Source organism: Rhodococcus sp. NPDC057014 (assembly GCF_042673295.1).
Taxonomy (GTDB): Bacteria; Actinomycetota; Actinomycetes; order Mycobacteriales; family Mycobacteriaceae; genus Rhodococcus_F.
In genome coordinates this window covers 23,098-43,307 of record NZ_JBHUSF010000035.1, presented here as the reverse complement: position 1 = coordinate 43,307, position 20,210 = coordinate 23,098, and the positions used below count along the sequence as shown (strand labels likewise).

18 protein-coding genes, 1 tRNA gene, 3 pseudogenes and 1 riboswitch are annotated in these 20,210 nt (G+C 68.2%); of the genes and pseudogenes, 5 read left to right on the top strand and 17 right to left on the bottom strand.

Annotation, left to right across the window (positions count from 1 at the left end):
- From ACFTZB_RS10515 to ACFTZB_RS10505, 3 genes and pseudogenes are all read left to right on the top strand, one after another.
- A pseudogene (locus ACFTZB_RS10515) lies at positions 1-285 on the top strand (malate synthase G); the annotation flags it as partial.
- A 130-nt stretch (positions 286-415) separates the two neighbouring features.
- The gene (locus ACFTZB_RS10510; protein ID WP_378431459.1) at positions 416-2,203 is read left to right on the top strand and encodes a substrate-binding domain-containing protein; all 1,788 of its coding nucleotides are present in this window, start codon (positions 416-418) and stop codon (positions 2,201-2,203) included.
- Complete coding sequence (locus ACFTZB_RS10505) at positions 2,200-3,354, top strand: metallophosphoesterase (protein ID WP_378431458.1); 1,155 nt, start codon at positions 2,200-2,202, stop codon at positions 3,352-3,354. Before ACFTZB_RS10510 ends, ACFTZB_RS10505 begins: the two co-directional genes overlap by 4 nt.
- Before the next feature lie 43 nt (positions 3,355-3,397).
- Here the strand turns inward: ACFTZB_RS10505 and gcvP are convergent, their stop codons facing one another.
- The 15 genes and pseudogenes from gcvP to ACFTZB_RS10430 all read right to left on the bottom strand — a co-directional run bounded on the left by gcvP (position 3,398) and on the right by ACFTZB_RS10430 (position 18,241).
- Positions 3,398-6,250, bottom strand: coding sequence for an aminomethyl-transferring glycine dehydrogenase (gcvP, locus tag ACFTZB_RS10500; RefSeq protein ID WP_378431457.1), 2,853 nt, complete (start codon positions 6,248-6,250; stop codon positions 3,398-3,400).
- Between the two features lie 174 nt (positions 6,251-6,424).
- Positions 6,425-6,548: riboswitch (glycine riboswitch) on the bottom strand.
- 69 nt (positions 6,549-6,617) lie between these two features.
- Positions 6,618-7,238, bottom strand: coding sequence for a MerR family transcriptional regulator (locus ACFTZB_RS10495; RefSeq protein ID WP_012687890.1), 621 nt, complete (start codon positions 7,236-7,238; stop codon positions 6,618-6,620).
- A 280-nt stretch (positions 7,239-7,518) separates the two neighbouring features.
- Positions 7,519-7,992 (bottom strand): bifunctional nuclease family protein, encoded by a 474-nt coding sequence (locus ACFTZB_RS10490; protein ID WP_005264201.1) that lies wholly within the window; start codon positions 7,990-7,992, stop codon positions 7,519-7,521.
- A gap of 149 nt (positions 7,993-8,141) precedes the next feature.
- Positions 8,142-8,882: a MerR family transcriptional regulator gene (locus ACFTZB_RS10485; RefSeq protein WP_378431456.1), complete on the bottom strand. Its 741-nt coding sequence runs from the start codon at positions 8,880-8,882 to the stop codon at positions 8,142-8,144.
- Positions 8,879-9,403, bottom strand: a complete 525-nt coding sequence (locus tag ACFTZB_RS10480) for an FHA domain-containing protein (RefSeq protein ID WP_370183841.1) — start codon at positions 9,401-9,403, stop codon at positions 8,879-8,881. Before ACFTZB_RS10480 ends, ACFTZB_RS10485 begins: the two co-directional genes overlap by 4 nt.
- A gap of 297 nt (positions 9,404-9,700) precedes the next feature.
- Positions 9,701-10,105 (bottom strand): annotated as a pseudogene (gene gcvH, locus ACFTZB_RS10475) (glycine cleavage system protein GcvH).
- Positions 10,106-10,147: 42 nt separating this feature from the next.
- Positions 10,148-10,894 (bottom strand): DUF881 domain-containing protein, encoded by a 747-nt coding sequence (locus tag ACFTZB_RS10470; protein WP_378431455.1) that lies wholly within the window; start codon positions 10,892-10,894, stop codon positions 10,148-10,150.
- 7 nt (positions 10,895-10,901) lie between these two features.
- Positions 10,902-11,264, bottom strand: a complete 363-nt coding sequence (locus tag ACFTZB_RS10465; RefSeq protein WP_005264197.1) for a small basic family protein — start codon at positions 11,262-11,264, stop codon at positions 10,902-10,904.
- Between the two features lie 32 nt (positions 11,265-11,296).
- The gene (locus ACFTZB_RS10460; RefSeq protein ID WP_378431454.1) at positions 11,297-12,160 is read right to left on the bottom strand and encodes a DUF881 domain-containing protein; all 864 of its coding nucleotides are present in this window, start codon (positions 12,158-12,160) and stop codon (positions 11,297-11,299) included.
- A complete protein-coding gene (locus ACFTZB_RS10455) occupies positions 12,160-12,783 on the bottom strand; it encodes a CDP-alcohol phosphatidyltransferase family protein (protein ID WP_378431452.1) in 624 nt (207 codons plus the stop codon). Before ACFTZB_RS10455 ends, ACFTZB_RS10460 begins: the two co-directional genes overlap by 1 nt.
- Before the next feature lie 133 nt (positions 12,784-12,916).
- Positions 12,917-13,975, bottom strand: a complete 1,059-nt coding sequence (locus ACFTZB_RS10450) for an SMP-30/gluconolactonase/LRE family protein (RefSeq protein ID WP_378431451.1) — start codon at positions 13,973-13,975, stop codon at positions 12,917-12,919.
- 41 nt (positions 13,976-14,016) lie between these two features.
- Entirely contained in the window at positions 14,017-14,634 is a 618-nt protein-coding gene (locus ACFTZB_RS10445; RefSeq protein WP_378431449.1) for an NUDIX hydrolase, read from the bottom strand.
- An 81-nt stretch (positions 14,635-14,715) separates the two neighbouring features.
- Positions 14,716-16,236, bottom strand: a complete 1,521-nt coding sequence (locus tag ACFTZB_RS10440; protein WP_378431447.1) for a long-chain fatty acid--CoA ligase — start codon at positions 16,234-16,236, stop codon at positions 14,716-14,718.
- Positions 16,237-16,270: 34 nt separating this feature from the next.
- Positions 16,271-17,392 carry a DUF5938 domain-containing protein gene (locus tag ACFTZB_RS10435; protein ID WP_378431446.1) on the bottom strand — a complete coding sequence of 374 codons (1,122 nt, stop codon included), beginning with the start codon at positions 17,390-17,392 and terminating at the stop codon, positions 16,271-16,273.
- Between the two features lie 45 nt (positions 17,393-17,437).
- A complete protein-coding gene (locus ACFTZB_RS10430; RefSeq protein ID WP_378431444.1) occupies positions 17,438-18,241 on the bottom strand; it encodes an SDR family NAD(P)-dependent oxidoreductase in 804 nt (267 codons plus the stop codon).
- 67 nt (positions 18,242-18,308) lie between these two features.
- Here ACFTZB_RS10430 and ACFTZB_RS10425 point away from each other — a divergent pair.
- Positions 18,309-18,537: pseudogene (locus ACFTZB_RS10425) on the top strand (TetR/AcrR family transcriptional regulator); the annotation flags it as partial.
- A 33-nt stretch (positions 18,538-18,570) separates the two neighbouring features.
- Here the strand turns inward: ACFTZB_RS10425 and ACFTZB_RS10420 are convergent.
- Positions 18,571-19,011 (bottom strand): SRPBCC family protein, encoded by a 441-nt coding sequence (locus ACFTZB_RS10420; protein ID WP_378431442.1) that lies wholly within the window; start codon positions 19,009-19,011, stop codon positions 18,571-18,573.
- 225 nt (positions 19,012-19,236) lie between these two features.
- Here ACFTZB_RS10420 and ACFTZB_RS10415 point away from each other — a divergent pair, with 225 nt between their 5' ends.
- The gene (locus ACFTZB_RS10415) at positions 19,237-19,998 is read left to right on the top strand and encodes a L,D-transpeptidase family protein (protein ID WP_378431461.1); all 762 of its coding nucleotides are present in this window, start codon (positions 19,237-19,239) and stop codon (positions 19,996-19,998) included.
- A 65-nt stretch (positions 19,999-20,063) separates the two neighbouring features.
- On the opposite strand, the gene ACFTZB_RS10410 is transcribed toward ACFTZB_RS10415, so the two are convergent.
- Positions 20,064-20,140 (bottom strand) — tRNA-Pro (locus ACFTZB_RS10410).
- Positions 20,141-20,210 lie beyond the last annotated feature (70 nt).

Genomic DNA, 20,210 nt, shown 5'->3' with positions numbered 1-20,210 from the left:
GACCGCGCCACCCTCCGCATCTCCTCCCAGCTGCTGGCGAACTGGATCCGGCACGACGTGGTCACCGCCGACCAGGTCGTCGCCTCGCTGCAACGGATGGCGCCGGTGGTGGACCGGCAGAACCAGGGTGACCCCACCTACCGGCCGCTGGCCCCGGACTTCGACACCAACATCGCGTTCCAGGCCGCCAAGGAACTCATCCTCGACGGCACCAACCAGCCCTCCGGCTACACCGAACCGATCCTGCACCGCCGCCGCCGCGAATACAAAGCCGCCAACGCCTGACCCGTCCCCCAGGTGAGTGGCAAAGCGTGCCCCCACACGCTTTGCCACTCACGTGTCAGGGGGGCGACCCCGCGCATCACTACACTGCGAGGGTCAACGTCGAACTCGTCGGACAGGGGCTGGAAGGCACGTGGGGCAGCATCGCGGCGAATCGCGCGCCAGGGGTATCAGCAAGGGGCCTGTGATCGCGCTCGGTCTCGTCGTCGTGCTCGTGCTCGGCGTGCTGGGCTGGATCCAACTGCGTGACCGGATCAACGATCAGGGAGCGGCGGCCGCCGGCGCCTGCGTCGAAGGCGAATCGGTGCTCGCGGTCGCGGCGGACCCCGACATCGCACCCCAGCTGCAGACCCTCGCCGACCGCTACACGGAGACGGCGCCGGTGATCCGCGACCAGTGCGTGTCGGTGACGGTCACCGCAGTCGCGTCCGACACCGTGCGCGACGCCCTGTCTGCGGGCCCCGACGGCCCGTGGGACGCGGAGGCATACGGCCCCCGCCCCGCGCTGTGGATTCCGTCCGGCTCGCATTCGGTCAAGCAGGTGTCGGCGACCGGGGTCATCAGCGGTGAGGCACGTCCGCTGGCGACCAGCCCGGTGGTCCTCGCCGTCCGGACGGCGTTCGCGAACGCACCGGGCACGACGGCGCTCGACTGGAAAGACTTGCCGTCCCTCCAGACCGGGCGCGATTCCCTCGGGACTCTCGGTCTTCCAGGCTGGGGCGGTCTCGGCTTGGCACTCCCCGTCGGCCCCGGCGCCGAGAGCACGGAGATGGCCGTCGAAGCGGTCGCTGCGGCCGTCACCGGAAGCAGCACCGGTCCGGTGACGGAAGAGCAGGCGCGTTCCCTTCCCGTCACGTCGGCACTCACCGATCTGGCGCTCGGCTACGAGGCATCGACGGGGACGAAACCCGCGACGACGCGGGAGGCACTCACCGCGCTCGCCGAGCCCGGCGACCCTGCCACCTCCGACGTCCATGCGGTCGCGACCACCGAACAGCAGATCTATCAGGTTCTGCGCGACGCACCCGGGGCAGACATCACCGCAACGATGCCGAAAGGCCCGACACCCGTGGCAGATCACCCGGCGGCCGTCCTGGCGGGCCCGTCCGTGGACGAGACGCAGAGCCGTGCCGCCGCGCAGTTCGCGGAATTCGTCCGTCGACCCGAACAGGCGCAGGTCCTGGCGGACGCCGGTTTCCGGGTCGAGGGGCTCGCCCGCCCCGACGACACCGCGCTGGCCTTCCCCGGTTTCGAGTCCACCCTGGTTCCTGCGGACGCCGCCGCTGCGGCCGAGCTGATGCAGGTGATCCGGAATCCGATCTCGCCGCGCACATCCACCGTCCTGCTCGACGTGTCCAGTTCGATGGGCGAACGCGAAGGGACGTCGACGCGACTGGCGAACACGACGGCGGCGCTGGCCGCCCACGTGAATCGTTCCCCAGACTCGTCGAACCTCGGGTTGTGGGAGTACAGCACCACCCTCGACGGGTCCCGGCCGTACACGACCGTGGTCGCCACCGGTCCCCTGTCGGCGGGCGGATTCACCGAGGGCACCCGCAGGCAGGCCCTCGACGCCCGGCTCGCCAAGGCGACGTCCGCCACCGGATCCTCGACCTACACCTCGCTCGAGGCCGCGTACAAGAGCGCGGTCGACGGATACACGCCGGGCCGGACCAATTCGGTCCTGCTCGTCACCGACGGCGCCAACGACGACTCCGTCGCGCGCGCGGATCTGCTGTCCGCCATCGCCGCAGCCTCGAGTACGTCGAAGCCGGTCCGCATCGACGTGGTGACGATCGGCGAGAATCCGGACCTCAACACATTGCAGGCACTCGCCGATCGCACCGGAGGGTCTCTGGAGAAGGTCGCGTCCTCGGACGGTGCGGCGTTGCCGACCGCGATCAGCAAGCTGCTGTCGTGACGAGGCTCGTGGTCTTCGCGGTCTTCCTCGCGCTCGTCACCTGGTGGCTTCATCGGCGGCTGATCCGGGCCACCGGTGTGGGGCGTCCCTGGTCGGTGGTCGTCGACGTGACCCTCGTCGCCTTGTGGGTTCTCGCCGTGATCGGCGTGGGCAGCGGCGAAGCCTTCGACCCGGGGTGGGCGCGTCCACCGGGCTGGGTGGGCTGGGTGTGGCTCGGCGCCATGTTCTATCTGGTACTCGGACTTCTCCTGGTCGCCCTGGTGTCGCTGCTCACCCGGCTGTTCGCCCGCCTGCGCGGCAGAGGGCGCGACGACCAGGTCGACCTGTCGCGTCGACGTGGTCTGCGCATCGCCACCGCGGTCGTGGTGGTGGGTGCTGTCGGCGCCGCCGGCTACGGGGTGCGGGAGGCCGCTCGACCGCGGATCGTGCGGGTCCGGGTTCCGCTGCAGCGTCTCCCCGCCGAGTTCGACGGTGTGCGTGTGGCGCTCGTCTCCGATCTGCACGTCGGCCCGGCACGAGGGGTCGATTTCACGCAGCGGGTGGTCGATCTGGTGAACGCGGAGCGGCCGGATCTCGTCGCGATCGCGGGCGATCTGGTCGACGGCACCGTCGCGAAGGTTGCGCCCGATCTACAGCCGCTCGGCGACCTCGACGCCCCGCTCGGGGTGTTCGGGGTCAGCGGCAACCACGAGTTCTACGCCGACGACGGTGGCCGGTGGCTCGACGTGTGGGACGGACTGGGCATCCGGACGTTGCGTAACGAGCACGCGACCATCGCCCGCGGCGGCGGCGTCATCGACATCGCGGGTATCCACGACTATTCGTCGCCGGCGCCGTACGAGCCGGACCTTCCCGCCGCGCTCGCGGGACGCGATCCGTCGACGTTCGTCGTGCTCCTCGCGCACGAACCGCGGCAGGCCCTGGAGGCGTCGGATCTCGGTGTGGACCTGCAACTGTCGGGGCACACGCACGGCGGCCAGATGTGGCCGCTGAATTATCTGGTGCCGTTGCAGCAGCCGTCGGTGGCGGGACTCGACCGCATCGGGAACACCGTCCTGTACACGACCCGCGGCGTCGGCGCGTGGGGCCCGCCCGTGCGGGTGGGCGCCCCACCGGAGATCACGATCCTCGAACTGGTGCGCGCGGACTGATCGCGGAGGGCCCGCCCCGCCGAAGCGGGACGGCCCTCCGGTGTCATGCTCCTTCGAACGCGGAGATCGGCGGGCAGGAGCACACGAGGTTGCGGTCGCCGTGCGCGCCGTCGATGCGCCGCACCGCGGGCCACACCTTCGGCCGGGCCTTCCCTCGGGGGAACACCGCCGTCTCGCGGGTGTAGGGGTGATTCCATTCCGCCGCCAGGCAGCCGGCCGTGTGCGGGGCACCGCGCAGCGGGTTGTCGTCCACCGTCCACTCCCCCGAGCCCACGCGGTCGATCTCGGCGCGGATCGCGATCATCGCCTCGCAGAAGGCGTCGATCTCTTCGAGGTTCTCGCTCTCGGTGGGCTCCACCATCAGCGTGCCCGCCACCGGGAAGCTCATCGTCGGAGCGTGGAAACCGTAGTCGGCGAGGCGCTTTGCGACGTCGTCCACGGTCACACCGGTGTCCTTGGTGATCTGCCGGAGGTCGAGGATGCACTCGTGGGCCACCATTCCGCCCTCGCCGGTGTAGAGGACGGGGAAATACTCGTCCAGGCGGCGCGCGATGTAGTTGGCGGACGCGATGGCGGTCAGGCTGGCGCGGCGCAGTCCGACGGCGCCCATCATCCGGATGTACGCCCAGGTGATGGGCAGGATCGACGCGCTGCCGTACGGGGCCGCGGAGATCGGGCCCGCGGTGCCGAGTTCCGGGGCGAGCGGATGTCCGGGCAGGAACGGTGTGAGGTGCGACCGCACACCGATCGGACCGACACCGGGGCCGCCGCCGCCGTGCGGGATGCAGAACGTCTTGTGCAGGTTGAGGTGACTGACGTCGCCGCCGAACCGTCCGGGCCGGGCCAGACCGACCAGGGCGTTGAGGTTGGCGCCGTCGACGTACACCTGGCCGCCTGCGTCGTGGACGGCGGCGCAGATGTCCGCGATCTCGTGCTCGTACACACCGTGGGTGGACGGGTAGGTGATCATGATCGCCGCGAGGCGCTCGGCGTGGTCGGCGATCTTCGCCCGCAGGTCGTCGAGGTCCACGTCACCGTTCGGGCGGCACGCGACGACCTCGACCCGCATCCCGGCCATGACCGCCGACGCGGCGTTGGTGCCGTGAGCGCTCGACGGGATGAGGCAGGTGTCGCGGTGATCGTCGCCGCGGCTGAGGTGGTAGTTGCGGATCGCGAGCAGCCCGGCGTACTCGCCCTGGCTGCCGGCGTTCGGCTGCAGGCTGACCGCGTCGTAGCCGGTGACCGCGACGAGCCAGTTCTCGAGGTCCTTGATGATGCGGAGAATTCCCGGGGTGTCCCCGGTGGGCGCGAACGGGTGCAGTCCGGCGAAGGCGGGCCAGGTGATCGCTTCCATCTCGGCGGTCGCATTGAGCTTCATCGTGCAGGAACCGAGCGGGATCATGCTGCGGTCGAGGGCGATGTCCTTGTCCGACAATGCCCGCAGGTAGCGCAGCATCGCCGTCTCGGTGCGGTATCGGGTGAACGCCTCGTGCTGCAGGTAGTCGGATCCGCGGAGTTGCGCGTCCGGAACGGACGTGCCCGTCTCGGGGGCCACGGCGCCGTCGCCGCCGAACGCTCCCAGCACGCGGGCGACGTCGTCGTCGGTGGTGGCCTCGTCGCACGCGACGGCGACGTGGTCGGCATCGACGAGCCGCAGGTTGATGCCGGCGTCCTTCGCCTTCGTCACCACGTCCGCGGCCCGGCCGTCGACGCGTACGAGGATCGTGTCGAAGAACTGGTCGTGCACGACGACGACCCCGGTTCTGCGGAGTGCGGCCGCCAGGGAGTGTGCCGTGTTCGCCACGCGCAGGGCGATCGCCTTCAGGCCCTCGGCACCGTGGTAGCTGGCATACATGGCGGCGAGAATCGCCAGCAGCACCTGCGCGGTGCAGATGTTCGAGGTCGCCTTCTCACGGCGAATGTGCTGCTCGCGGGTCTGCAGCGCCAGCCGGTACGCCTTGTCGCCGTCGGCGTCGACGGACACGCCCACCAGACGGCCGGGGAGCTGTCGTGCGTGCTTGGTGTGCACGGCCAGGTAACCGGCGTGCGGGCCACCGAAGCCCATGGGGACACCGAACCGCTGGGTGGTCCCGAAACAGGCGTCGGCCCCGATCTCGCCGGGTGGGGTGAGAAGAGTCAGCGCCAGCAGATCCGCCCCGACCGCGACCAGTGCGCCGCGCTCGTGGGCTGCGGCGATCACGTCGGTGTAGTCGGCGATGCGGCCGGACGCGCCGGGCATCTGCCCGAGTACGCCGAAGAAGTCGCCGTCCGGCAGGCCGGCGGAGAGGTCGGCCACCACGACGTCGATGCCGAGCGGCTCGGCCCGGGTCTCGACGACGGCCAGCGTCTGCGGGAACAGGTCGGCGTCGACGACGAACCGCGGGGACTTGCTCTTGCTCGCCCGGCGCAGCAGCGTCATCGCCTCGGCGGCGGCGGTGGCCTCGTCGAGCATCGACGAGTTCGCGACCTCCATGCCGGTCAGGTCGGCGACCATCGTCTGGAAGTTGAGGAGGGCCTCGAGGCGGCCCTGGCTGATCTCGGGCTGGTACGGCGTGTAGGCCGTGTACCAGGCCGGGTTCTCGATGATGTTCCGAATCAGAACCGGCGGGGTGAGGGTGTCGTAGTAGCCGAGTCCGATCATGGACGTCGCCACGGTGTTCTGCGCGGCGAGTGCGGACAGTTCGGCGAGCGCCTCGTGTTCGGAGACGGGTGCGGGCAGGGCGTCGAGGCCGTCGGCGATGCCGCCCGTGACCCCGTCCAGGATGACGGCGGGAACGGCCTTCGACGCCAGGTCGTCGAGCGAATCCGCTCCGACCAGTTCGAGAATGTGCGCGAGTTCCGCAGCGTTCGGGCCGACATGACGATCGGCGAATGTACGGCTTCCAGCGTCGATCACGACAACTCCCAAGCAGTTCGGAGGATCAGGACACGCCCCGCTCTGCGGAACGCCCCTCCCCCTCTGTCGCCTGCTCGGATCGAGCGCCTGAGAGATTCGGTACCGTCATTCGCGTGCGAGGACAGCCCTTTCCCCGTGGGCGGGTGGGTGCTCCCACCGCTTTCCAGAGGCGTCGGAGCCCGCACGGTCCTGTGTGCCTGAGAGATTGACGGGGAGGTGTTGCTCCTTCGGCGCCCGAACTTCCGCACACACGATGCTGCTGTGCATGCAGTGCCCGGAACTCTCCCGCACGGCGTCGACGCACCGCCAGTCTATGTCACGAGCACAGACGGCGGCGCCACCAGCGCCGGGGTTCCGGGGTTGTGGTCTAGCCCGTCTTGCGGCTCGCGCGGTTCTTGCGCCGCGACGCCAGCTCGTCCTCGGGGCTCTGCTCGCTCTCGCCGCCGTCGGCGCGCTCCGCCGGGAAATCGGCGATGGTGCCGGTCAGTTCGCGCATGGCACCACTGACCGCGATACCGAACACACCCTGCCCGCCCTGGAGCAGATCGACGACCTCCTCGGCGGACGTGCACTCGTAGACCGTGGTCCCGTCCGAGAAAAGTGTGATCTTGGCCAAGTCCCGCACTCCGCGCTTCCGGAGGTGGTCGACGGCCACGCGAATGTTCTGCAAGGATATTCCGGTGTCGAGCAGGCGCTTGACGATCTTGAGAACGAGGATGTCTTTGAACGAGTACAGCCGTTGGCTACCCGACCCGGCCGCGCCGCGGATGGACGGCACCACAAGGGACGTGCGAGCCCAGTAATCGAGCTGACGGTAGGTGATTCCCGCGATCTGGCAGGCGATGGGGACGCGGTATCCGACCAGGTCGTCGGGCACCGAATCGTCCGGGAAGAGACCCGGCTGGATCTCCTCGGAGCTGAATTCGGGCTCGGCAACGTTGTCGCCGGGCGCAAGATTCAGCGCATTCTCCTGCGGCCGATCTCCCACTGACTACTCCCTCTCGCATGTTGCACTGAACCCGACGATCAGTGCGCCTGTGACGCGCGTCGCCAGTGTCCGCGGCAATCCGCAGCACGTCGAGCGGCGCAAGCGCCACCAGTGACATCGAGCAAGTCCGTACCCTGAACCTACTCAGCGTACGCCCGATACAATCTGCAGGGCAGAAAATCACTGCACCGAACGCTATGACTCCGAGGAGACGGGGTCAACGCAACGCGCCGGAAGAACCTCAACCGTTACTGCGCAAGCGGCTCTTCCGTAGGAGAAACTAGCCGTCGGTGGCCTTGAAATCGTCCGGCGACACGGACTCGAGGAATTCCTTGAACTTCTCGACCTCGTCCTCGCGCTCGTCGGGCATGACCAGACCGGCCTCCGTGAGCACCGCTTCCTCGGCGAAGATCGGGACCCCGATGCGCAGTGCGATGGCGATGGAGTCGGACGGGCGGGCCGAGACGCGGGTGTTCTGGTCGAACACCAGGTCGGCATAGAACGTGCCCTCGCGGAGGTCGACGATGCGGACCTCCTTCAGGGTGCGGCCGAACGCTTCGATCAGGTTCTTGATCAGGTCGTGGGTCAGCGGGCGCGCCGGCTCGACACCCTGCTGTTCGAGTGCGATGGCCGTGGCCTCGGTCTGCCCGATCCAGATGGGCAGATACCGCTCGCCGTCGGTTTCCCGCAACAGCAGGACAGGTTGGTTCTGGGGCTGCTCGACACGAACTCCGATCACGTGCATTTCGCTCATCGCGTCTGCCTCCACCCTGCAATGGTCCGTCCGCGGCACACAGTGCCGTACCAGGATTCTATTCGATTCGTGTCTGCTCTTCGACCGTACAGCCGTTCGAGCGCAGCGTCGTTGGGAAGTTCCGAAGCGGGACCACCGGTGAGCTCACCTCACCGATCGAGCGCACCTCGGACCGCCGACTTCACCAGGCAGGTGTGCAACGTCAGAGACAACGCGGCCAGTTCGCGCACCATCTCCTCGGCGCGATCGCGCGCGCCCGCGTCGCGGCCCTTGGCCACGGGCCCGGCGATCTGCGCGACCAATCCGGCCTCGCGGTCTGCGGCCAGCTTGAATGCCCTCAGGTGCCGCACCTCGAGGCCGAACTCGGACATCGCCCTCGCGGTGCGCGCCAGTGTCACCGCGTCCTCGTCGAAGAACCCCGCCGGCCCGGGAACGACCAGGCCGCCCCGGGTCAGCTCGCCGAGAAACTTCTCGTCGATTCCGGCCCGGGAGATCAGATCGTCGCGGCTGATCCGCACCTCGCGGTCGGTGCGGAACTCCTCCGGGGACACTTCGCCCGGGGCCACGGTGAGCGCGCGCGGCCGGCGCGGCGAAGAATCGCCCGCGCCGACCGTGGCCACACCTCTGTCGATGGCCTCGAGCTGCTCTTTGATGACCTTCAGCGGCAGATACTGATCGCGCTGCGCTGTCAGGACGTAGCGCAGTCGTTCAGTGTCGGCGATCGAGAATCGCCGATACCCCGAGGGAGTGCGCTGCGGGCTGATGAGACCCTCTGCTTCGAGGAACCGGATCTTCGAGATCGTCACATCAGGAAAATCGGGGCGCAGTCGATCCAGCACGGAGCCGATCGACATCCCCGAATGCGCCTGCTGCTGCCGCACCGCGGTCATTGGCTACCCGCACCAGCTGACGTCTCACCGATCTGCGACCCACCGGCCGTGGTCCGGGGTCCGGTCAGGAAGACCAGCCGGAACTTGCCGATCTGCACCTCGTCGCCGTTCGCGAGGACTGCCGAGTCGACCGGCTCGCGGTTGACGTACGTGCCGTTGAGGCTGCCGACGTCGACCACCTGGAACTCGTCGTCCTCCTGGCGGAACTCCGCATGACGACGGCTGACCGTCACGTCGTCGAGGAAGATGTCGCTGTCGGGATGCCGTCCTGCGGACGTCGTCGGCTGGTCGAGCAGGAAGCGCGACCCTGCGTTCGGTCCACGCTTGACGACGAGCAGAGCAGAGCCCGCGGGCAGTCCCTCCACACCCGACACCGGAGCCTCCGGAGCCTGGGTTGCCGAGGAGTTGTCGAGCTCATTGAGAAAGTCCGCGCGGAAGACCGACGTGGTTTCCGCCGGCGTCTCCCCATAGACCGCGTCGTTGCCGTTCTCGCTCACCGTTTCTCCTCCTAGTTCGATCATCCAGCAAGATTCGCTGGACTACGCAATGCCACTCGGTACTACATAATTCGGTTCCCGTGCACATTAACTTCTGTGCAAACTCCCACGATCACATTCAAACTACGGACCTGCGCCCCGACACGGCACATGCGTTCAACATTGACCGTACCCTGCGCACGCCGGTGCGTGTAGTGAGACAGGCCGCCAGTACATTACGAACCGGTATTCCGACAGCGGATCTCCCCGGCAACCCCGTTTTCCGGGCTGTCGGCACCTTCCGAAACTATCCGATTACCGCTTCGCGTGTTCGACGGGAAATTATCCTGCCGTGATGTCTGCATACCCGGCGGCGTCCAGCATTTCGGCCAGTGCGGCGTCGAGGGTCGCCTCGTCGTCGACGCCGAGTTCCACCAGCCACCCCTGCCCGTAGGGGGCGGAGTTCACGAGTTCCGGGTTGCCGTCCAGATCAGCGTTGGCGGCAACGACTTTCGCCGTCAGCGGGGCGAAGATGTCGGAGACGCTCTTGGTGGATTCCACCTCGCCGAACGATTCGCCCGCCGTCACGTCCTCGTCGACCGCGGGAAGCTGCACGAACACGACGTCGCCGAGCTGGGACTACGCGAAATCGGTGATGCCGACGCGTACCGTCGTGGGCCCCGTCCGCTCGACCCACTCGTGTTCGGCGGTGTACCGACGATCGGCGGGGATTTCGAGCTCACTCACAGTGGCGTCCTTTCGATGGCAATCCGCGGGCGGATGCGAAGATCAATTTCCGGGCTGAGCGTATTGGCGAGGTTTCGCCTCCCGCAAGGCGGAGATCGTGACCTGCTGCGATTGTTCGATCGTCAACTGTCCACCGCTGCGCGCGACGGTGTCCACGACCCCGCCGGGAATGTTCAGCGCCGCCGCCAGAGTCGGCGGATCACCGATGGCGACAACTCCGTAGGGGGCGTTCACCTTGCGGCCGTCCACCGACACCCCGCCCGCCGAACCGGACACCCAGGAGTCGACGCCGATCCGGATGGGCGGGCCGTCGGCCCCCTGGATCTGGACGGCCTCGGCGCCGGCGGCGCGCAATTCCTGGACGAGGTCGAGCAGGACCTCGGATCCGACGCCCCTGTTGGGGTCGGTGATGCGCATCGTCACGCCGGGGCCGGTGGCCGGTACGCTCCCGACCTGGATCGACAGGGCCGTCAGCCGGGCCTGCGCCTCGTCGAGTGCCGCCCCGGAACTGCCACTCTGTTGCAGGGTTGCCAAGGTCTGTTCCAGCGATGCGATCTCCTGCCGCAGGGCCGCCTCCCGCTGATTCAGCGTGTCCAGCACGACCAGCAGATCCGCGGGGCTCGCCGAGTCGAGCGTGTCGCCGGACCCGGTGTTCTTCACCTGCGTCACGATCGCGATTCCCAGCCCGCCGAGCAGGAGCGCGGCCAGCAGCGCGAAGACCACGTGGGAGCGCCGCGACGTCGTGGGTTCGTTGCCGTGCAGTTCGTGTCTGCCCTCGTGCCCGCTCACGGTGCCATCACGCCCCGAACAGACGCCGCCGCAGCGCGGCCGCGTTGCCGAAGATGCGGATGCCGAGCACGACGACGATCGCGGTGGACAGTTGGGTTCCGACACCGAGTTGGTCACCGAGCCACACGATCAGCGCCGCGACGAGGACGTTGAACACGAACGAGACGACGAACACCTTCGAGTCGAAGATCTCGTCGAGGTAGGCGCGCAATCCGCCGAACACCGCGTCGAGCGCGGCGACGACGGCGATGGGCAGGTAGGGCTGCACGGCATCGGGCACTTGCGGGCTGAACACCACTCCCAGCACGATCCCCACAATCAGGGCGAGCACCCCGTAGATCGCGGATCCGCCCTTCAGCGCTGCCTTCATTCGTGTGACGCCTCCATCCGACTCCGTCGTTGTCATCGTGTTCCTGCTTCCCGGGCTGCCCGCACTTCCCGCGCCGGCGCGGCGGGCAAGTGGAGGTCGTCGGCCTCCGCGACCGCGAAGCCGATGCCGTACAACTGCGCCACGCTGGACATCCGCAGGTAGGCGTCGCTCACCACGAATCCGGTTTGCATCGGCCCCTGCGGGCCGATGGCGGAGACCACGTACGGCGAGAACACCGGCTGATTGTCCACGAGCATCGCGCCGCCCGCCTGCCGGATCGTCACCGACGGGCCGATCCGCACGTCGCCGACCGCGATGGCCTCGGCTCCGCCCGCCCACAGCGAGTTGACCACCGACTGCAGGTCGCGATCGAGCACCACGGCTTTCCCCCCGACACTGCGCTGGGACGAGTCGGACAGGTTGGGTTTGGCCGCGGGGTCGGTGAGCGTCACCGTCAGTCCGGGACCGTGCACGGCCTCGACCCCGGCGTCCCCCTCGAGCCCGTGTAGCTCGTCGAGCAGTGCGGCACCGCGGGCGTCGCCGGCCAGCGCGGCGGCGCGGGCGTCGTCGGCCTGCGCCGACAACGTGTCCCGGGTTGCCGCGAGGGCGCCCGCCCGGTCCTCCGCGTCCTGCACCTTGCTCAGGAGTTCGGTCCGCACCTGCTCGGTGCCCGGGATGCGTTCGGTGGCCTGGCGGTAGGCGATCGACAGCACCAGGCCCACGAGCAGTGCGCCGATCGCGATCCACACCTGCCGACCGACCCGTGTCTGCCGCGAATGGCCGGTCTCGCGATCCTCGGCCGCGCCCTCGTAGCCGGGGTCCAGATGATCGTTCATCAGAGACTGCAGCAGGGACGGCACCGGATTCCTGCGGACGCCGGACTCGGTTCGTGTCATCAGCGGACCTCGCGTTGGTCGCCGCCCGATCCTCGCGCGGGAGCGGTGCGCGCAACGGCCAGCGCGTTGACGGTGTAGAGCAGCCCGGTCCACACGTACAGCACCGTGCCCCAGATGAGAAGTGCAGCGCCGAGCGGCTCCGCCACGGCGGCGATGCTCCAGTCGCCCTGCGCCGCGAGGGTTATCGGCAGTGCGAACATGAGCAGGAACGTGGCCCCCTTGCCGAGGTACATCACGTCGGGGGGTGGCAGTCCGCGCCGCCGGTAGATCAGCAGTGTCAGCGCGAGAACGGCGTCGCGGCCGATCAGGATCGCCGCCACCCACCACGGGATGAATCCGCGCACGACGAACGTCACCAGCGTCGTGACGACGTAGAGGCGATCGACGAACGGGTCGAGCAGCGCACCCAGCTTCGACGACTGGTCGAGGATCCGGGCGAGCTTGCCGTCGAGCCAGTCGGTGAAGCCGCTGATCATGAGGATCGCGAGGGCCCACCCGTCGGAGTGCGTGACGAGAAGCAGGTACACGAACAGCGGCACTCCGAGCAGGCGCACCACGCTCAGGAGATTCGGGACGGTCATGATCCGGTCCGACCGCACAGTGTCCCGGTCCACCGAATTCACCAATATCTCCCCAGCGTCGAGTGCGGACCTGTTCTCGGGCGCTCGTCGCACCGCTCTCGCCACTCTTCCACAACCGCGGCGGTGGTCCGCCGATCGTCCCCCGGAGAATCCATCGGATCAGGTCAGGCCCTTCTCACTCGCCCGCAGCGATGTCCGGTCGTGGCGGGAGCGGAACCCGCGCGACGGCGTCCGCGGTCAGACTTCCCAGGTACAGCCACCCGTCGTGCTCCCGCACACCGGTAACGGGTGCATAGCTGCCCTTGCCGCCGCGCAGGCTGTGCACGATCTCGCCGCGCCGATCGAGGGCGACCACCCAGCCCGCGTGCACCGGGTTCGGCTGGACGGCATCGGGCAGGTTCGCCGCGACGATGCGCAGCGCGGGGTACGGCGCGAGCAGGTCGAGCAGCCGCATCCGCGGGCTGTAGAGCGCCACCCAGAACAGCCCGTCGCGGGTCTCGGACGTCATGTTGTCCGGGATGCCCGGCAGATTCTCGGCCCACACGGACGTCCGGCCCTGCGACGGCCCGGTCAGGTCGACACGGGAGATCTGGTACGAGCCGGTCTCGGCGGCGAGGACGAACGATTCGTCCGAGGCCAGTCCCACGCCGTTGGCGAACTGCAGTCCCTCCGCGAGGAGATCGGTTTCCCCGGTCCGCGGGTCGAGACGCAGCAGGCGGCCGGTCCCTCGGTGTTCGAGAAGGTCGTAACGGTGGTCGGCGATCGTGAAGTGCGCGGAGGAGTCGGTGAAGTACACGACACCGTCGCGGCCGACAGCGGAGTTGTTGCACGCCACGAGCGGGCGCCCGACCGCGGTGTCGGCGAGCACGTCGACGCGCCCCTTCTCGTCCACCCTCAGCACGCCGCGCTCGGCGTCGCAGATCAGGTACCGGCCGTCGTCGAGGACCTCGACGCCGAGCGGCCGCCCGCCCGTGTTCGCGAGTTCGGTGGCGTCGCCGCGGCTGTCGAACCGCCAGATCCGGCCGTCGTTGCCTCCGGTGACCACCCGGCCGTCGTGATCGACGGCCACGTCCTCCGGTCCCTCACCGGTGGGCAGGGCCCAGCGGTGCACGCCGTCGAGCACTCCGTTGGGAGCGAGCACTCCGGTGAGCGGAGGGGGCGGAGGGGCGTGCCAGACGACGGGGTCGACGCCGGTGCGGTCGAGCTTGCGGGCGAGAGACTCGAAGAAGGTCACGGACTGTGAGATTAGTCGCAAACCCGGCGGGCGTGGCGGCCCTACCTCCAGGCGAAGACGGGTTGGTCGAAACCGTCGATCCGGGTGTGCCGGTCGTGCAGTGCGACCTCCCGGAACTGGTACACGACCGCGCCCGTCGGGGCGTGCACGAGGTGACGCCGGAACGGCCACTGGATCACCGGTTTCGACGATTCCGGGATCTCCACGAATCGCGGCTCGGCGTCGATCTCGGCGACGCCCACCGAGAACACTTCCGCCACTTCCTCGTGGTTGGGGACGAGCGAGGTGATCGACTGCTCCGACCACACGACGTACGGCGTGATGACGTACCCCGAGCGGGTGACGTAGTCGTCGAGTCTGCCGAGCACCGCGGACGGCTCCACGTCGAGGCCGAGTTCCTCGTGCAGTTCGCGCCGGGCGGCGTCCTCGCCGGTCTCGCCCGGATCCACCCCGCCACCGGGCAACGCGAACTGCCCCGGATGCGCACGCATCTTGCTCGGGCGCATGGTCAGCGGAACGGCCTGACCGTCCGCACCGTCGTTCATCACGGCGATCACGACCGCCGCGGACCGCCGGTTCGTCGGGTCCACGATCCGTGGTTCGAAGCGTGCCAGCGCGTCGGCGAGCCGTTCCCTGCTGAGTACGTGCCCATTCACCATCACCCGACAGTATCGCCACTCACCGCGAATCCCACGTTCCGGTCCCCCGCGTTTCGAGGCGCGCGTGCCGGACGTCGGCCGTCAGCCGAGCAACTGCTGTTTGATCTCGGTCTTCAGGACCTTCCCGAGTTTGGAACGAGGCAGGTCGGGCCAGACCAGGATCTCCTTCGGCGTCTTCACGCTGCCGATGCGCGCCTTCACGAACGCCGTGAGTGCGTCGGCATCGACAGGGTGTCCGGGTCGCGTCTGGACGACGGCGACGACGCGTTCGCCCCATTTCTCGTCGGGGAGCCCGATCACCCCGCAGTCCTGGATGCCCGGGTACGCCATGAGCGCCTGTTCCACCTCGACGGAATAGACGTTGAATCCGCCGGTGATGATCATGTCCTTGGCGCGGTCGACGATGTACAGGAAGTGGTCCTCGTCGAGGTACCCGATGTCGCCCGTGTGATGCCAGCCGCGTGCCGACGCCTCCTGCGTCGCAACGGGATTCTTGTAGTACCCCGCCATGACGAGTGAGCTGCGCACGACCACTTCGCCTCGTTCCCCGGCCGGCAGCAGAGTCCCCTGCCCGTCCATGATCGCGACGGTGACCAGCGGGGAGGGTCGGCCCGCGGAGCTCAACCGGGCGGTCGCCACCGAGCCGTTCTCGTCGAAGTGGTCTTTCGGCGCCATCGTCGCGATCATCATCGGCGCCTCGCTCTGTCCGAACAGCTGGGCCATCACCGGCCCGATCCGGGTCAGCGCCTCGCTCAGCCGCGTCGGCGAGATCGGCGCCGCGCCGTACCAGAAGCATTGCAGCGAACCGAGGTCCGTCGTCTCCAGGTCGGCGTGGTCGAGCAGCATGTAGATCAGGGTCGGCGGAAGGAACGTGTGGGTGACGCGGTCCCGCTCGATGTGCGCGAGGAACTGCCCGAGGTCGGGCGCGGGCAGGATGACCACCTGCCCGCCGAGGGTGAGGATCGGAAAGCACAGGACACCCGCCGCGTGGGTCAGTGGCGCGAGGGCGAGGTACACCGGTCTGCCGTCGAACGGGTAGCTCATCAGGGTCAGCGCCGACATCGTCTCGATGTTCCGGCCGGTGAGCATCACCCCCTTCGGCCGTCCCGTCGTCCCGCCGGTACCGACGATCAGCGCGAGGTCGTCGACGGGCTCGGCGTCGCGGCGTTCGGTCCCCAGCCAGGTGTGGAAGGAGTCGGCGTACGCCTCGTCGCCGTCGAGACATACGAGCGTGGTGAGCAGCGGCAGCTGCTGCCGAATCCGATCGACCAAGGGCGCGAACGCTTTCTGGAAGATCAGGCAGCGACAGTCGAAGAGGTCGAGCAGGTCCCTGTTTTCCGCGGCCTCGTTCCGCGGGTTGATCGGGCACCACACCGCCCCCGCCCGGCTGATCCCGAACACGCAGGAGAACGCGGTCGGGTCGTTGCCGGACAGCACGGCCACCTTGTCCCCCGCGCCGATCCCCGACCGTGCCAGCGCCGCCGCGACCCGCCGGCTCAGGTCCTGGACGTCCGCATACGACAGCGTCCGCTCGCCCATCGTCAGACACGGCGACGACGGGCCGAGCGAGGCTCCCTTGTCGAGGTAGTCGGTCAAGCGCATGGTGCAGTCCTCCTGCCACTCGCGGCCGGGACGATCAGCTCTGCACGGTGAGAACCGGCTCCATCACCAGGCCGAAACTGCGCAGAGCTCCGAGGAGTTCGCGATGCCCGAACGCCTGACACGCCGACGCCAGTCCCACCCGCTTCGGCGGCTGCTGCAGCAGGGAGTGCGCGGCGTACGCCTGCAGGAGACCCGTCTGCTTGTAGTTGCAGTTGCCGTGGATGACGCAGTGCGCCCGGCCGAGTGGACCCGACGCGTACACGGAATCGAGCGACGTGTTGACGCGTGGGTTCTCCCTGGGCGGCATCCCCGCCTGCACGGAGCCGGCGATCTCCGCGAGCGCCGCGTCCTGCTCGTCCGCGGGGAGGGTCTTGATCTGCTCCTCGACCATCTTCTGGGTCGCGACGACCCCCTCCATCACCGAGCGGTCGAACACGCCGCCGGCCGCCTTCACGTTCGCCACCCGCGGATCGTCCTTGAACCACACGGGGTGGCAGGTGCCGCCCCACGGCAGGGCGAGGGCCATTTGGTGCTGTCCCGGCACCACGACGTCGAAAGTGGTACCTGGGTCCCACTTCACGTACCGGTTCTGCTCCAGGTAGTACCAGTCGGCTTTGAGGATCGTGAAGATCGTCTGGGTGGACGCGTAGGTGGGAAAACCCTTCCACAGCACCAGAATGTCGAGCGTGTCCAGCCCCGGCGTCTCCAGCGCGATGTTCGCGGCGATCTCGCCGGTGGTGTACATCTGGGCGACGCCGGGAGACAGCAGCAGCCCCTCCTCGGCGTACCGGTCGCCGAATCTCTCCTGCACGTCCAGAACCCAGTCCTGCTCCCCGGTCGTGTCGGTGTAGTGACATCCCGCGGCGAGGGCCGCCTCGACGACGACGGCGCCGTGTTTGATGAACGGGCCCACCATGTTGCTTACCACCCGCGCGCCGCTGAACAGCTCCGTCAGCGCCGGAACGGTGTGTTCCACCTCGACGACCTCGTGGTCGACGGTGTCCAGGCCGGGGATCCGGTCGACCACTTCCTGAATTCGCTTCTTGTCCCGGCCGGCGGCGATGAACGGAATGTTGAACTCGCGCAGGTATTCACACACGAGCCGCCCGGTGTACCCGGAGACCCCATAGACGATGACGGGCTTCTTGTCGGTCATGACGTGCCTTTCGGTGAATTCGGAGAGAGAGCCGGAGCGGTCGAGTTACATGCCCATGCCGCCGTCGACCGGCAGTCCGATTCCGGTGACGAAGCGGGCGGCGTCGGAGGCCAGGAAGACGACGGTGTCGGCGATGTCCGCGACCTCACCGAGCCGCCCGAGCGGGGTCAGGCCGATCACGTCGGCGACTGCGGCGTCGGCGCTGGGCCACAGTCCGAGCCGCTCCATGTCGGCGGCCAGCCCGAGTCCCATCTCCGTGGCGACCAGCCCGGGGTACACGCAGTTCACGCGGACGCCGTATCCCAGTTTTCCCGCTTCCTGCGCCGCGACCCGGGTGAGCCGGTCGACGGCGGACTTGGTGGCCGAATAGCCGGCGATTCCGGGGAACGGGATGGTGGCGGCCACCGAGGAGACGTTGACGATCGACCCACCCGCGCCCGCGGCACCGCCGGGACGCATCGCACGCAGACCGTGCTTCAGGCCGAGCGCGACGCCGAGGATGTTCACGTCGCACATCCGGCGGACGTCGGCGGGGTCGATGTCGACCACGAGTGACGAGATCTCGATGCCGGCGTTGTTGACGAGGAGGTCGAACCCGCCGAGTTGCTCCACGGTGGCAGCGACGGCGCGCTCCCAGTTGCCGTCGTCGGTGACGTCGAGGGTCACGAATCCGGTGTCGACACCGGACTTCCCGAGCGAGTCGGCAGTCGTGCGCCCTTCCTCCTCGAGGACGTCGCCGATCACGACCGCAGCACCGGCTTCGGCGAGAGCGGCGGCCATTCCGGCCCCCAACCCCTTCGCACCACCGGTGACCAGCGCTTTTCGACCTGCAAGATCACGCACGCTCATTCCGACCTGCCTTCGCACGGAGACGATTCGCGGAAACCACGTCGCGAGCCGCTGTTCGCATTGTGGTGTGGATCACAGCGTATTCGACTTTGAATCCGTTGCCGAGAAGAACGCCGACCGGGTCTCGTGCCGCCAGGTCGACACATTCGCCGAACGCCGGGATCAACTCGCCGAGGCCGCGTTCAGACCCTCTCGGAACTCGGCTACGCCCGCACCAGCCCTCCGGAAATCGCCCAGAACTCCGGGTTCTCCACGGCGTTCTGCACTACTACTTCAGCGACAATGGCGAGCAGATACTGGCACTCGTCGTTCCGGCGCGTTAGGGGCGGTTACTTCTCCGCGGCGGCCTTGATTCGCTGCGCGAATGCGGGTGCGTCCTTGCGGGCCGCGACAAGCGCGAGGGGCGCGATCAGTTTTCCGATTCCGTGACCCTCCAACACGTTGAAGATCGTCACCTTGGTGCCCGCGCCGGACGGTTCGAGGTCGTAACCGCCCTCTTTCGCGATCACGGAGTTCTTCGATCGCTCCGCCCAGCGAATCTTCCGCGGCGCCTCGAATTCGGTGAGTTCGAACTCGCGCTTCGTGGTCATCCCCGCGTCCTTGACGGTGCTGACGAAGACGGTGCCGACTCCGGGAGGACCGTCCGTCTTCTTCACGATCTCCTGGACCCGCGGGCTGAACTCCCGGTCGTTGACCCCGGCGGCGAGATACTCGAACACTTCCTCGATGGGGCGATCGATCACCACAGTGCCTTCGAACCGTCCAGCCATGCCAGCCTCCCGTTTCCGTGACCTGCCGGTTTCCGACAGTACTCGCGCCGCGGCCTGCCCGCGGTCACATCGCCGATGCTTCCGGCCGCGCTGTCGATCCCGACGACGACGCGTCGCCCCGCGGCCCTCCGACGCGCGTAATGCACCCAGTCTTACCGGTTCCGCTGTCGGATATCGCCGTGGTTAACTGAAATGACGCTCACAGTCTCTGAAGGGCTGGACGGCATGTGGAAAGCGCAGCAGGTCGGACGTCTGTTCCTCGTCTCGGTACTCGCGGCACTCGCCGTGTGCGGAGTGAGCGCAACCGCATCGGCGCATGCCCCGGCCGTCACCGGCAAGGTCCTCGCGCCGGCGCTCTCCCCGGCGAGCGGTCAGGTCGTCGGCATCGCACACCCCGTCGTCGTCCGGTTCACGTCTCCGGTACCCGATCGCACGCTCGCCGAGCGTGGTGTCCGGATCACCCCGTCCAGACCGGTGCCCGGGCAGTTCTCCTGGATCGACGACCGCACCCTGCAATGGAGCCCGGACCACTTCTGGCCGGCGCACACCGGGGTGACCGTCGAGGCTGCGGGCGCGAGGTCGCAGTTCCAGGTCGGTGACGCTCTCGTCGCCGTCGCGAACACGACGACGCACCAGTTCACCGTCAGCGTCAACGACCAGATCGTGCAGACGATGCCTGCGTCGATGGGCAAACCCGGATACGAGACCCCGCTCGGAACGTTCCCCGTCATCGAGCAGTTCCGCGACATGATCATGGACTCGTCGACATACGGCGTCCCGATCGACGACGAGGAGGGCTACCGCCTGTACGTCGAATACGCCACCCGCATCACGTGGGGCGGGATCTTCGTGCACGCCGCACCGTGGTCGGTGGGTTCGCAGGGCTTCGAGAACGTCAGCCACGGGTGCATCAATCTCAGCACCGAGAACGCGCGGTGGTTCTACGACAACGCCAAGATCGGCGACCCCGTCATCGTCACCGCGTGAGTCCCGCGCCCGAGACACAGAAAAGGCGGCTCCCCGTTTCCGGGAAACCGCCTTCGCTGATCATCTGGTCGGGCTGACAGGATTTGAACCTGCGACCACTTGACCCCCAGTCAAGTGCGCTACCAAGCTGCGCCACAGCCCGTCCGCACCCTCGTTCAGGTGCTCGATGAGATTACATCAGTGGCAGTCCGTAACGCTAATCGCCTGGTCAG